Origin of the sequence: Methanosarcina mazei S-6, assembly GCF_000970205.1 — an archaeon.
In the GTDB taxonomy this organism is placed as follows: Archaea; Halobacteriota; Methanosarcinia; order Methanosarcinales; family Methanosarcinaceae; genus Methanosarcina; species Methanosarcina mazei.
Genome location: NZ_CP009512.1, coordinates 841,939 through 854,278, shown reverse-complemented (window position 1 = coordinate 854,278; position 12,340 = coordinate 841,939). Strand labels below are relative to the sequence as shown.

Sequence of the window (12,340 nt, the reverse complement as noted above, 5' to 3'; positions counted from 1 at the left end):
GAGATTCCGGGGCAGCAGTTCGATTGATTAAGTTTACGGGTGATTAGCAGATGTATAAATTAATGAAACTCGTTGATACGGTTCGTATCCCTCCTACCCTTCTCGGGGAAGAAATAATGCCCACTATTAAAAATGCATTAAGGGAGAAACTTGAGGGGCAGGTAGACAAGAAACTTGGCTCTCTCGTTGCTGTTTACAATATTGACGAGGTCGGAGAAGGACATATCCTTGTCGGAGACGGGGCTGTGTACTACGATGTGACATTTGAAGCGATAATGTTCTACCCTGATCTCCAGGAAATCATAGAAGGCGAAGTCGTTGAGGCTGTAGGCTTCGGAGTTTTCATAGGGATGGGACCAATGGACGGGCTGCTACACGTCAGCCAGATCACTGATGATTTTATTTCCTATGATGCGAAAAATGCAAGGCTTGTTACTAAAAGCGGAGGCAAGTCAATTGCCGAAGGCGACCATGTAAGGGCCAGAATTGTCGCGGTCAGCATTAATGAGAGGGAGCCGAAAGAAAGCAAGATAGGACTTACCATGCGCCAGACAGCCCTTGGAAAACTTCAGTGGCTCGAAGAAGCCCGCAGAAAGAAACAGCCTCAAGAAACCCCAGGTGAAGAGGCTGCCTGAGTAAAAAAAGGCAAAAGAGAGGATTGCAATGCCAGAAAAAGTCTGTCGACACTGCCTGAGGGTTCTCGAAGGGCAAACATGTCCTGTTTGCGGAACTTCAGACCTTGCAGAAGAATGGAATGGACTTGTTATTATTCTTGATACCGAACGCTCGGAAATCGCAAAAAGACTCGGGGTTGACATCCCGGATAGATTTGCTTTGAAGGTGCGCTGAGTTGAGTGTTCATATCGAACTTCCGAGAGAACTTCGCCCACTTATGAAAAAACCCCTCGGTATTTTATACAGAGGAAAGGGCAGGGATACGATAGAGAAGTTTGCAGGGGAACTTTCAAGCCCCACAAAACTTATATCCGTAGGGGATGTTACTACCTTCCACCTGCTCGAAGCCGGAATTATTCCGGACATCTGTATTGTGGATGACCGAACCAAAAGGAAACCGGTATCCAGCGATGTTTCGGTCCGGAACAGGGACAAAGTATATGAAGAAGTTTCGGTTGACAATCCTGCAGGAATAATCACCGATGAGCTTATAAGAACTCTCTGCGAAGCGTTTGCTTCGGAAAAGCTTCTCCGCATTTTTGTAAGGGGAGAAGAAGATCTGGCAACCCTTCCGGTAATCCTTCTGGCTCCACCGGGGTCTGTTGTCCTTTACGGACAGCCCGATGAGGGCGTGGTCTTTGTAGAGGTCACCGAGAAAAAGAAAGAGGAAATAAGAGCTCTTTTTGAAAAGCTTATCAGTAAAAATCAGAATAATGAATTGGATAAAATACGGAGAATCCTAGATGGACATAAAGATAATTAAAGACAAAAAGAATCCACTTTTAAACAGAAGGGAACTGGATTTCATTGTGAAATATGAAGGTTCGACTCCTTCCAGAAATGATGTAAGGAACAAGCTTGCTGCAATGTTAAATGCTCCCCTTGAACTGCTGGTTATCCAGAGGATCAAGACCGAATACGGTATGCAGGAAAGCAAGGGCTATGCAAAGCTCTACGAAGACGCAGACCGCATGAAACAGGTAGAACAGGAATATGTCCTTAAAAGGAACGCTGTCCCTGGTTCGGAAACTGAGGGAGAAGAGGCTTAAGCCTTACCGAGGTGTATAAACATGGCAGTAAAAGATTATTACAAAGTCCAGGGCGACTCCGTAACCAGACTCAAACAGTTCTGTCCCAGATGCGGACCCGGTGTATTCCTTGCCGACCACAAAAACCGCCTCGCCTGCGGGAAGTGCGGCTACACCGAATTCAAGAAATAACCCGCAAGGGAAATCATAACTCATTTTTCAACCCGGAGCGCAGGAATTTTCCTGCAGCTCCTTTTACTCAGGTCTTTTTACAGAAGAAAATACCGCATATCTTTTCTTTGGAAGTTTATGAGGTTTTTGAATTATTCAGGGATGTTTTAAATTATTCAGATCCTTTCTTTGAATATTCCAGGATTTTTTAAATTATTCAGATCATTTCTTTGAATTTTTCAGTCTTTTTTAAATATTTCAAGATTTTTAAATAGGTCAGGATTTTTTAAATATTTCAGGACTTTTTAAAGTTTTCGGTCTTTTTTTGAATTTTTTGAGGATCTCTTTGAAACCTTTCAGTTTTTTCTTTCAGATTTCTTTCAGATTTTTTCCGACATTACAGGGCTCTGTTTTTCCTTAAGTAGCCAGAGTTTGCTTCAATATTATATAATTTCAAATCCCAAAAATTACATTATTGAAAATAAATAAATCAGATTTAAGGACTACTTTTATGCAAGATTTTATCTATTTTGTATGCTAATTTCTATTAGAAGTAATATTTCTGATTTTTACCGTCTCGAAAAAACCTGTGAAAAAACCGGACTTAAAAAGAGAGGCAGAAAACTGCTTCGGAATATATCAGAATATTATACTTAAAAAATACATTAAGGAAACAAAGACGCTTTCGGAAAGGATAGGGATAAAATATGCCTGGGGAAGATAAAACAAAAATAGTCAGAGTAAAGAATATTCGCATAAAAAGCCTTAAAGTAAAAGGCCTGAGACCGAAACCTCTTATTATAAGGAACCTGACATTAAGAGACGTCAGGAAAGCAAAGAGGTAACATGTCAGAGAAAAACACAGAAACAAAAATCATCACAATAAAGGAAGCGAACATAAAAAATCTGAAAATAAAGGGCTTGAGACCTGAACCTCTCATCATCAGGAACCTGACCTTAAGAAACGTAAGGCTGATATTCAAACTCCCGCCAGAAAAGAAGAAATAATGGAATTTAACTTCAAGATGTCTGTTTTTATTTATTTTACCGACTTTTATTTATTCTACTGACTTTTATTTACTCTACTGACTTTTATTTATTCTACTGACTTTTATTTATTCTACTGACTTTTATTTATTCTACTGACTTTTAATTTATTCTATTGATTTTTAATTTCAACACTTATTTTTTATTATTTTTAAGGATTGTTAAATCCATTACTGGTCTTTGCTTTTTTTTGCTGAATTTTAATTTTTATACTGATTATTATTTCATTTTATCAGAAAAATCCAAATTATAGATCAGTAACTCTTTTCTGCAATCATATTTATAGCCGGGAGCGTATATAATTTCACACAAATATTTTTAGAAGAGAACTCCCGGGGGAATATGCAGTCTCTTTACGCCAGAGCCTGGTACAGCAAAGCTCTTGCTCTTTTGAATCTCAAAAATCCTATAGGGTCAGAGAAAAATTTTGAAAAAGCTCTCGAGGCTTTTGATGCCCTGCTTGAGATAACCCCTAAGGACACGGTTGCCTGGCAGTACAGGGGAAATATACTCAGATACCTTGACCGTCCTGACGAAGCCCTGGAAGCTTTTGAAAAGGCTCTTGCTTTTGACCCGGAAAACATCCCGGCCCGCTACTTTAAGGGGCTTACTCTGGGGTATTTGAACCTCCCGGAAAAAGCTCTGGAAGCATTCAGAGGAGTAATCGAAAGAGATCCTGAAAACGCAGGAGCACTCTATTACAGCGGGCTTGCTTTAAACCAGCTCTGGAGGCATACTGAGGCAGTCTCAGCTCTTTCAGAAGCTCTTAAAATAAACCCTGATAACCCCGGAGCCTGGTACTACAGGGGGGTATCTCTCTACATTCTGAGAAAATGTATGGAGGCTCTGGAAGCGTTTGAAAAAACACTGGCACTTGAGCCTTCACATGCAGGAGCATGGGAGGGAAAGGCAAAAGCGTATCTATCCCTGGGCAGGAGAAGAGAAGCTCTGAGAGCGTGTGAGAAAGCTATTGAACTTGAACCCTCTTCCGCAGGAGCATGGGAGACCCAGGGTAAAATTCTGAAAGGCATAGGAAGGAGAGAAGAAGCTCTTGGAGCTTTTGAGAAGAGCCTTATACTTGAGCCCATGAACGCAGAAAACAGGCTGGAAAAAGGCAGGCTGCTGGGGAGTCTGGGAAGATGCGGAGAAGCGCTTCTGGAGTTTGAAAGTGTTCTTCAGATAGACAGTTCCCTTACTGAGGCAAAAATCAATAAGGGAAAAGCTCTTCTGGCTGTTGGGAACTACCAGAAAGCTCTCGATTCGTTCAGTAAAACGCTCAAAGAAGGCACGGAAAATTCAGAGAGCTGGGGAGGAATGGGAAGCTGCCTCCTTGCCCTCGGGAAATATTACGAAGCTATGAAGGCTTATGAAAGAGCCCTCGCGTTAGGAACTGAAAATAGCTGTACCCTGAGCGGAATCGGGGAAATCTATTACGAGCTCGGGGATTTGACCAGAGCCCTGGAGTTTTTTGAACAGGCTCTGAGCCTCGATATTGAAAACGCTTTTGCCTGGAATGGGAAGGGAAATGCTCTCTGCAAACTCGGTAAATACAGGGAAGCCCTGGAAGCTTATGAAAACCTCCTTACTCTTGACTATGAAAGCCTGCCTGCTAGATACAATAAAGGAATTGTCCTTTCCAGGCTTAAAGCCAGACTAAAGAATTCTGGAGAATCACTTGAAAACCAGTTCCAGACCGCTTTTAAAAAATACCTTGAATTGTCAGGAAAGCTATCTGAGAATAAAATAGGCTCTGAGGGATGGAAATGCAGGGGACTTGCTTTTGCCGAACTTGGGGAATACGAAGAAGCTATTAAAGCTTTTGACAGGGCAGCAGAGTACAGCCCGGAAGATATAACTCCAGCTGTTTACAAAGGAATTTCCTTAATATGCCTTAAGAGATATGAAGAAGCTCTGGTGCTCTTTGAGCAGGCAGAAGAGATTTTTTACACAAACATGGGTGCGGAAGGAAAAGGAGATCCGGATGAAGAAAAAAAGGTAGAAGAATCCTGGATGATGAATTTTGCCATGAATTCTGCCGGCAAAAAGCCCATACTGGAAATTCTCAGGAATGCAAAAGGTTTTGCCCTTGATGCTCTTGGCAGGTACGAAGATGCCCTTGAAGCCTTTGAGGATGCCCGAAAGGTTTCGGGAAACGGAAAAATTTCGTTCTCAGGAAAAGGAATTGTTTTTGCGCACTTCGGAAAATGGAAAAAAGCAATTGAAGAATTCGATAGTGTCCTTATTTTAGATCCTGAAAATGTTCCGGCTTCTGTTATGAAAGCCTTTGCACTTATAAAGCTTGAGGAATTTGGGAAAGCTGCCGAATTTCTGGAGAAATTGACATTAAAAGACCGTGATTCTGACCTTTCCTTATGCCTGCTGGGTTTTGCCTTTTCAAGGCAGGGAGAACTGGAGAAAGCCCTTCGAGCTTACAGGAAAGCAATTGAAGCAAACCCGAAAAACATTCATGCCAGAAACGGGCTTGCAGAGATTTACTTCATGATTGGGAACAGCACAGGTGCATTAAAGGAGCTTGAAGCTTCTATTGCGGAAGCCCCTGATAATGCATATTCAAGAAGTCTAAAAGGCAGAGTAGAACTTGAAGAACAGGAATGTGAAAACGCCCTTGATTCCTTCAGGCGGGCTCTTACTCTTGATACTGAGAACCAGAGGCTTATGCTCTGGGATGCATATGGCAGGTATATATATGCAGAATCTTTTTTTGATGAAGACAGCGCACGTTTCAGGTACGCCCTTCTTACAGCTGCCGGAAAACTTGAAAAGGCAACCGTTTGCAGGGAAGCAAAAGACAGTGAATTGAGAGCTTATGCCCTTTATTTCCTCGGGCTTTTCTACTGCAAAGTCCATTACTTCCGAAAAGCTTCCGAAAGGCTCGAAGAGTGCCTGAAACTTGAAAATTCCAGAAAGGTAAAACAGCCTGCAGCCCTGCTCCTTAAAAGTATTCGCGCAAAGAAGCCAAAACACGCCTGGTGGGAATGGTGGTTTGCTCCGGGAGCGCGTTCGTTTATTAAAAAAACCGGATTCGGAATAATTGTAGCCCTTATATTCAGCATACTGCTGTCTCACCCCGCAGCTTCGACCCTGCCTTTTATATCCTGGCCTGCGGCCTATATAAGCCAGATTTTCTACCCGGCTGGGGAAAATATAACTTCGTGGGCACTTTATGGGAGAGAGTATGTAATTTCAGTCCTTATCCTGTCTTTCCTTCTTGTCCTTCCAGGGCTCAGTTCAGGAAGCGTGGAAAATGGGGAAATCGAGCCTGAAACACTCACACCTCCGTTTCCTGACTTCTATATTCCTGTGTCCGTTCTGGAAGATTTTACGGAAAGACTTGAAAAAAGCCTTTTCTCTACGGAGCCCATGAGGGAAAGCATAGAAAAACTTGGAAAATTTTAAAGCAGTAAAAAATGCTCAAAAATATTCCGCAGGTATCAAAAAAGCAAATGTATATAATCCTCTCCTGTATTATCGAAGGCAGTGACAGTAAGCAGAGGAAAAGGAACGGAAAGGAGACCTGAAGCCTTGAAAAAAACATTCATCCTTGGAATCGAAGGCACTGCCTGGAACCTGAGTGCCGCAATCGTGACCGAGACCGAGATCATTGCCGAGGTTACAGAGACATATAAACCTGAAAAAGGCGGAATCCACCCCAGGGAAGCCGCCCAGCACCATGCAAAATATGCGGCAGGCGTTATCAAAAAACTCCTTGCAGAAGCAAAGCAAAACGGGATAGAGCCGTCAGACCTCGACGGCATAGCTTTTTCACAGGGGCCTGGGCTTGGGCCGTGCTTAAGGACCGTTGCAACGGCAGCCAGGATGCTCGGCCTTTCCCTTGGCATCCCGCTTATAGGAGTCAACCACTGCATTGCCCATATTGAGATAGGGATCTGGAAGACCCCTGCAAAAGACCCTGTTGTGCTCTATGTGAGCGGGGCAAATTCCCAGGTAATCTCTTACATGGAAGGGAGGTACAGGGTTTTTGGAGAGACCCTTGATATAGGACTTGGAAATGCCCTTGATAAATTCGCTCGCGGAGCAGGCTTGCCTCACCCGGGTGGGCCCAAAATCGAGGCATATGCAAAAGAAGCAAAGAGATATATCCCTCTCCCGTACGTGATTAAAGGAATGGACCTCTCATTTTCCGGGCTTTCAACAGCTGCAAGTGAAGCCCTGAGAAAAGCCTCCCTTGAAGATGTCTGTTATTCTTATCAGGAGACTGCCTTTGCAATGGTTGTGGAGGTCGCAGAACGCGCCCTTGCCCATACAGGAAAAAAAGAAGTGCTGCTTGCAGGCGGGGTGGGAGCAAACACCAGGCTTCGTGAGATGTTAAATGAAATGTGTGAAGCCAGAGGTGCAAAGTTCTATGTTCCCGAAAAACGCTTTATGGGCGACAACGGGACAATGATCGCATACACAGGGCTCCTGATGTATAAGTCCGGAAATACCATTTCCCTTGAAGATTCGCGCGTAAACCCCAGTTTCAGGACAGATGATGTCAAAGTGACATGGATAAAGGAAGAAGAGATGAAAAAGGTCCCTGAAATCTCCCCTGAAACTTTCTTCAGGATGCCTCCCGGGGAAATTCTCGACAACGGGGCTGAAGCTGTTGTCTACCTTCAAGAGGGACCTGAAGGTAAGAGGGCGCTGGTCAAGGAAAGGGTCCCAAAGGCTTACAGGCATAAAGAGATAGACGAGAGGATAAGAAGAGAGAGGAACAGGACAGAAGCCCGCCTTATGTCTGAAGCCAGGCGCGCAGGCGTGCCCACTCCAATCATCTATGACGTTGAGGAATTCAAGCTTAAAATGCAGTTCATCGAAGGGGTCCCCATAAAGTACCTTATAACCCCCCCACTTTCGGAAAAGGTTGGAGAGCTCGTGGGCAAACTGCACAGTTCAGGCATCGTACATGGAGACCTTACAACCTCAAACCTCCTGCTTGCAGGTGAGAGGCTTTATCTTATCGACTTCGGGCTTGCGTATTTTGACAAAAGCCTTGAAGCCAGAGGTGTGGACGTCCATGTGCTTTTCCAGACTTTTGAGAGCACTCACCGCAACTATGAAGCCCTTGTCAAAGCTTTCGAGAAAGGGTATGCAAGTACTTTTATAGATTCAGAGGATGTACTCAGGCGAGTTGAAGAGATAAAAAAGAGGGCTCGCTATGCATAAGATCGTTTTTGTTACGGGAAATAAAGGCAAATTTGCCGAGGTGAGGGATATCCTCAAGAATTTCGGAATCGAAGCCATCCAGAATAAAGACGGTTATCCCGAACTCCAGGAAGATGAACTTGAACCTATCGCGGCTAACGGGGCACAGTATGTTGCAAACAAACTGAACATGCCTGTAATGGTAGACGACTCAGGAATATTCATAAATGCCCTGAACGGCTTTCCGGGACCCTACTCCCGCTTTGTGGAAGACAAACTGGGGAACCTGAAAGTGCTGAAGCTCATGGAAGGAGAGAAAGACAGGTCAGCGTATTTCAAAACAGTGATCGGATATTGTGAACCGGGACAGGAGCCTCTGGTCTTCCCCGGGGTCGTGGAAGGGAATATCGCATACGAAGAGCGTGGAACAGGCGGTTTCGGTTATGACCCTATTTTCGAGTATAACGGCATGACCTTCGGGGAACTCGGGGATGAAGAGAAAAACAAGGTTTCCCACAGGCGCAGGGCTATTGATAATTTCCTGGAGTGGTTCACAGGCGGGGCGTAAAACCCCTGCACTTAAAAAATTTGAAATTTCAGGAATGACCTTTTCACGTCCCTCAAACTTACTTTTTCACTTTTTCTCTACTGGTTTGTGCCTTACAAGGTCAAGAGCGACATTGAGCTGGTTTAAGCCCAGTTTCAGAGCAGTTGTAATTACCTGGTTATTTGAAGTAATCCCAAGTTCTCTTTTAATGGCGAAGAGATCCATTATACACTGAGGGTCAAGCACCAGAGGGCCATCAAGCAGTTCTTTCGAGACCGGTTTTTTATTTTTAGCTTCTACTTCCTTCAGATCGATTTTGCATTCGTCTTTAGGTTTTCCAGACCCGTTCTCAGCTTTGGATTCTTCGGGTCTCCGCCCGTAGAAGTATTCCATCTGCTGGAGACAGTGAGTCAGGCAAACGCTCTGTATAAATTCCTCAACTTCCATACCGTTAAGAGCTGCATATTTTTTGATCTCCTCGAGCTGCTCCTCAGAAAAAGATATGCATAATAGATTTTCATCACATTCTTCGCTTATTCCAAACCCTCCTGTACTTTCAGATAAACGTCATTTTCATTTTATTTTAAAAAATTATTGATTCAAGCTTTCTTCTGGCAGTCCTCTCCTTTTATCCTTTAACCTGTCTTTCATCTTCAAGTTTTCCTTTTAGTTTTTAGTCTTCAGAGTTCTCTCCTTTCATGAGGTAAAATTTTTTATTATGTAGAGATCATTTACAATCATATGAAAAATATTATTTCCGACACTGAAGCCGCAGATACGATTCCCCTTAAACTTGTGGTGTATCTCGCGCTTCTGGCTGCGGTGGTGGTCCTACTGGCTCAGGCATGGAGTATAGCCTCACCTGCCCTTCAGGATGCGGAAATAAAAGCCCAGGCAGAAACCGCTTCCCTTTCCCTTCTCTCAATTCAGGGAGGATACGCCCGTAATTCGGAAGACAGATACAACCCTGAAGGCAGCATGTGTACCCTCAAATTTTCTCTTCCGCCGTCTGTCAGGTATGTCAGTTTCGGAGTGGACCCTGACCAGGAATGCAACGGCAACCTGACTGACTCGGAATGGGTTATTGAGAATAATACCCTTATTTGCCAGTACAAAAACGGAGTTAAAAAGAGAGTGTTTCTTGAAGGGGCGCCGATCCATTTTATAAAAGGCATAGAAAACTCAGAAGGCATATGGATTCCGGCCGCCAGCCAGGAAGGTGATGAAACTTTAGATCTCCAAAACACATCAGTGATAATAGAATACCCTGTTTCAGGTGAATTCCTTTTTGAGATGGTTACCCACAACGGTACAAGGTATACAATGGCGCGCTTCTGAAAGTCAGGAAAAAAACAGGCGAAAGCCAGAGGGGAAAGGGAAATTCAGAAAAAACCGGGGAAAATCAGGAGTAAGGTATCAGCAATGCTCTTGCCGGAGCACCGTCGCAGCCCTCAATTTTCAGAGGCAGGCACAGGAAAAAATAAATTCCTGCTTCCACCGAACTCATGTCAAGGCATTCCACTATATTCACGTTGTTTGAAAGCAATATATGATGGGCAGACAGATTTTCCGAAGAGAGATTGTCAACGGAAAAGCTGTCAATTCCAACTGTTTTGAACCCATTCCGGACAATCCATTCCGCAGCGCCGGAATCAAGATAAACAGAATTTTCAGGCGGCTCCTCAAATTCTATTCCTTTATTGCTTTCGCCCGCCTGAAGACCTGAAACCCTTGAGTTATTTTCATAATGGAAAGAAGGTTTTGTCTTTAGAAGTAGAATTGAGACATGGTCAGTGTTCTTCAGGTGATTGTAAGCTTTGTCAAGAATATAGTCTGTCAATGCCCCATTTCTGAAGGAGAAATCCAGAACAACCGCCTGACCTATAAGATTTTCAAGATTTAAATCGTCAACAGCGAGTCCATCTTTCAGGATGTGAGAAGGAGCATCGACGTGCGTGCCTGTATGGCTTCCTAAAATCAGCCTGGATACTGCACACCCGTCTTTTTCTATAGTAAAGGCACTTTCGATTGAAGGTTCCGGGTCTCCGGGAAAGATAGGAGTGGAAGGAGAAATTGGAACTGTAATATCTGTAATTTTTCCCTTGAAAGGCATTTTTTCCGGAGGAAACATCTCATTTCACCTTTTCCTGAATTTTCTGACTCTTTTAGGTTTCATTTTAGTTTTTTCTCTAAATTCATTCTAATTTTCTTCAGTTCCCATCTTGCTTTGCTGTCACATCATTCCATATAAATAATGGATCTGTTGGTACATTCGTCTATGCATTTCATGCAGAGGTTACATTTTTCAGTATCGATTTTAGCAAGCTCGTTTTCTTCATAAATAGCGCCCACAGGACATACATCCCTGCACTTGCCGCACCTTTTACAGCCGAAAACCACAACATACCCATTCATCTCTGACATCAGTGAACCTTTGGAAGCTGAAGAATATATTAGTTTCTGAACAGGCACAGGGAAATTATATTTCATAAAAAATCATTGTTCCACCAGCAACCGAAAAAGAGGTCAGGAAACAATCCTTATATAGGACAAAAGGATATGCAATCTCAGAATGGAAAAGTTCACAGAGGATGAAACAGGCTCTTTTTGCAGTTACCTTTCAGAAGGCTGTAAACTCTGCCAGCAGGGTGCCAAGATGGTACTCTTTGTAACCGGGCTCTGCCCTAAAAGCTGTTTTTACTGCCCTCTTTCCGACGAAAGGCGCGGTAAGGACCTTGTTTTTGCAAACGAAAGGCATGTAAAAAACGACGAGGACCTGATCAAAGAAGCTGAGATTATGGACGCGCTGGGTACAGGGATCACAGGCGGAGAACCCTTACTTAAGGTAGAGAGAGTCCTGTACTATATCCACCTGCTTAAAGCTTATTTCGGGAAAAACCACCATATTCACCTTTATACTTCTCTTGCTCCGGATAGGGAAACCCTTGAAAAGCTGGCAGAAGCAGGCCTGGACGAGATACGCTTCCATCCGCCTCAGTCAGTCTGGGGAGAACTGGGAAAAAGCCCTTACGCAGCCGCCCTGAAAAATGCGAAGGATCTGGGAATTGAGGCAGGGATTGAAATACCTTCTCTCGAAGGCGCTGAAAAGGTCGCAGCTTTTGCAGAGGAAATGGGGATTTTCCTCAACCTCAACGAACTGGAATTTTCCGACAATAACTCCGAAGCGCTTCTGAAAAAAGGGTTTTCCCTTGAGTCAGATATTTCGTGCGCTGCAGAAGGCTCCTCCTTGCATGCTGAAAAGGCTTTCTTCGCCTGCGAAAGGGTGCATTTCTGCTCTTCCACCTATAAGGACGCAGTCCAGCTGCGCAAAAGGTTTCAGAGAATTGCAAAAAACACAGCAAGGGAATTTGACGAGATTACGGAAGAGGGAACTCTTATTTACGGGGTTATCGATGGGGGAGACCAGGCACTTGCAGAAGAAATCCTGACGGAAGCAGATGTTCCTGAAGAACTTTTTGAATTAAAGGAAGGGAAAATAGAGCTGGCATGGTGGGTTCTTGAAGACCTTAAGGATGGGCTTAAAGAAGAGCTGGAACCCTCCGGAACAAAGATACTCATTATTGAGAGGCATCCATTTGAAGACGGGATGCTTGTAGAGCTCATTCCTTTATGAGCATGAATATCCGAACTTATACCCTTATTCTTTTAACAAAACCAATTCAAAATCTGTCCAGCAAGCTCAGAA

The 12,340-nt window shown here is 43.7% G+C and carries 15 protein-coding genes; 12 read left to right on the top strand and 3 right to left on the bottom strand.

Annotation, left to right across the window (positions count from 1 at the left end):
* Positions 1-50 precede the first annotated feature (50 nt).
* The 10 genes from MSMAS_RS03780 to MSMAS_RS03745 all read left to right on the top strand — a co-directional run bounded on the left by MSMAS_RS03780 (position 51) and on the right by MSMAS_RS03745 (position 8,655).
* A complete protein-coding gene (locus MSMAS_RS03780; protein ID WP_011032547.1) occupies positions 51-635 on the top strand; it encodes a DNA-directed RNA polymerase in 585 nt (194 codons plus the stop codon).
* A gap of 28 nt (positions 636-663) precedes the next feature.
* Positions 664-849, top strand: coding sequence for a transcription elongation factor subunit Spt4 (gene spt4 / locus MSMAS_RS03775; protein ID WP_011032548.1), 186 nt, complete (start codon positions 664-666; stop codon positions 847-849).
* A gap of 1 nt (position 850) precedes the next feature.
* Entirely contained in the window at positions 851-1,438 is a 588-nt protein-coding gene (locus tag MSMAS_RS03770) for a GTP-dependent dephospho-CoA kinase family protein (RefSeq protein ID WP_011032549.1), read from the top strand.
* Positions 1,419-1,724: a 30S ribosomal protein S24e gene (locus tag MSMAS_RS03765; protein ID WP_011032550.1), complete on the top strand. Its 306-nt coding sequence runs from the start codon at positions 1,419-1,421 to the stop codon at positions 1,722-1,724. The genes MSMAS_RS03770 and MSMAS_RS03765 overlap by 20 nt, the downstream gene beginning before the upstream one ends.
* Positions 1,725-1,745: 21 nt before the next feature.
* Complete coding sequence (locus tag MSMAS_RS18045) at positions 1,746-1,895, top strand: 30S ribosomal protein S27ae (RefSeq protein WP_011032551.1); 150 nt, start codon at positions 1,746-1,748, stop codon at positions 1,893-1,895.
* 686 nt (positions 1,896-2,581) lie between these two features.
* Positions 2,582-2,719: a hypothetical protein gene (locus MSMAS_RS18600; protein WP_155395182.1), complete on the top strand. Its 138-nt coding sequence runs from the start codon at positions 2,582-2,584 to the stop codon at positions 2,717-2,719.
* Between the two features lies 1 nt (position 2,720).
* Complete coding sequence (locus MSMAS_RS18595) at positions 2,721-2,882, top strand: hypothetical protein (RefSeq protein ID WP_155395183.1); 162 nt, start codon at positions 2,721-2,723, stop codon at positions 2,880-2,882.
* 381 nt (positions 2,883-3,263) lie between these two features.
* Entirely contained in the window at positions 3,264-6,338 is a 3,075-nt protein-coding gene (locus tag MSMAS_RS03755; RefSeq protein ID WP_048046323.1) for a tetratricopeptide repeat protein, read from the top strand.
* A gap of 81 nt (positions 6,339-6,419) precedes the next feature.
* Positions 6,420-8,108, top strand: coding sequence for a bifunctional N(6)-L-threonylcarbamoyladenine synthase/serine/threonine protein kinase (locus MSMAS_RS03750; protein ID WP_011032553.1), 1,689 nt, complete (start codon positions 6,420-6,422; stop codon positions 8,106-8,108).
* Positions 8,101-8,655, top strand: a complete 555-nt coding sequence (locus MSMAS_RS03745; RefSeq protein WP_048046322.1) for an XTP/dITP diphosphatase — start codon at positions 8,101-8,103, stop codon at positions 8,653-8,655. Before MSMAS_RS03750 ends, MSMAS_RS03745 begins: the two co-directional genes overlap by 8 nt.
* A gap of 66 nt (positions 8,656-8,721) precedes the next feature.
* On the opposite strand, the gene MSMAS_RS03740 is transcribed toward MSMAS_RS03745, so the two are convergent.
* Entirely contained in the window at positions 8,722-9,081 is a 360-nt protein-coding gene (locus MSMAS_RS03740; RefSeq protein WP_011032555.1) for a hypothetical protein, read from the bottom strand.
* Positions 9,082-9,375: 294 nt separating this feature from the next.
* Between MSMAS_RS03740 and MSMAS_RS03735 the strand changes: the two genes are divergently transcribed.
* Positions 9,376-9,972, top strand: a complete 597-nt coding sequence (locus MSMAS_RS03735; protein WP_011032556.1) for a hypothetical protein — start codon at positions 9,376-9,378, stop codon at positions 9,970-9,972.
* A gap of 64 nt (positions 9,973-10,036) precedes the next feature.
* On the opposite strand, the gene MSMAS_RS03730 is transcribed toward MSMAS_RS03735, so the two are convergent.
* On the bottom strand, positions 10,037-10,765 hold the full coding sequence (locus MSMAS_RS03730; protein WP_011032557.1) for a cyclase family protein: 729 nt from the start codon (positions 10,763-10,765) through the stop codon (positions 10,037-10,039).
* Between the two features lie 107 nt (positions 10,766-10,872).
* Entirely contained in the window at positions 10,873-11,058 is a 186-nt protein-coding gene (locus tag MSMAS_RS03725) for a DUF362 domain-containing protein (protein ID WP_048037890.1), read from the bottom strand.
* A 148-nt stretch (positions 11,059-11,206) separates the two neighbouring features.
* On the opposite strand from MSMAS_RS03725, the gene MSMAS_RS03720 reads away from it, so the two are divergent.
* Entirely contained in the window at positions 11,207-12,268 is a 1,062-nt protein-coding gene (locus MSMAS_RS03720; RefSeq protein WP_048039834.1) for a radical SAM protein, read from the top strand.
* Positions 12,269-12,340 lie beyond the last annotated feature (72 nt).

Bases quoted from the DNA above. Each gene is read 5' to 3' on its own strand.
- MSMAS_RS18045 (WP_011032551.1), top strand. From the start codon at position 1,746: ATGGCAGTAAAAGATTATTACAAAGTCCAGGGCGACTCCGTAACCAGA.
- MSMAS_RS03780 (WP_011032547.1), top strand. From the start codon at position 51: ATGTATAAATTAATGAAACTCGTTGATACGGTTCGTATCCCTCCTACC.
- MSMAS_RS03735 (WP_011032556.1), top strand. From the start codon at position 9,376: ATGAAAAATATTATTTCCGACACTGAAGCCGCAGATACGATTCCCCTT.
- spt4 (WP_011032548.1), top strand. From the start codon at position 664: ATGCCAGAAAAAGTCTGTCGACACTGCCTGAGGGTTCTCGAAGGGCAA.
- MSMAS_RS03740 (WP_011032555.1), bottom strand. From the start codon at position 9,081: ATGGAAGTTGAGGAATTTATACAGAGCGTTTGCCTGACTCACTGTCTC.
- MSMAS_RS03745 (WP_048046322.1), top strand. From the start codon at position 8,101: ATGCATAAGATCGTTTTTGTTACGGGAAATAAAGGCAAATTTGCCGAG.
- MSMAS_RS18600 (WP_155395182.1), top strand. From the start codon at position 2,582: ATGCCTGGGGAAGATAAAACAAAAATAGTCAGAGTAAAGAATATTCGC.
- MSMAS_RS03755 (WP_048046323.1), top strand. From the start codon at position 3,264: ATGCAGTCTCTTTACGCCAGAGCCTGGTACAGCAAAGCTCTTGCTCTT.
- MSMAS_RS03725 (WP_048037890.1), bottom strand. From the start codon at position 11,058: ATGTCAGAGATGAATGGGTATGTTGTGGTTTTCGGCTGTAAAAGGTGC.
- MSMAS_RS03730 (WP_011032557.1), bottom strand. From the start codon at position 10,765: ATGTTTCCTCCGGAAAAAATGCCTTTCAAGGGAAAAATTACAGATATT.
- MSMAS_RS18595 (WP_155395183.1), top strand. From the start codon at position 2,721: ATGTCAGAGAAAAACACAGAAACAAAAATCATCACAATAAAGGAAGCG.
- MSMAS_RS03765 (WP_011032550.1), top strand. From the start codon at position 1,419: ATGGACATAAAGATAATTAAAGACAAAAAGAATCCACTTTTAAACAGA.
- MSMAS_RS03720 (WP_048039834.1), top strand. From the start codon at position 11,207: ATGGAAAAGTTCACAGAGGATGAAACAGGCTCTTTTTGCAGTTACCTT.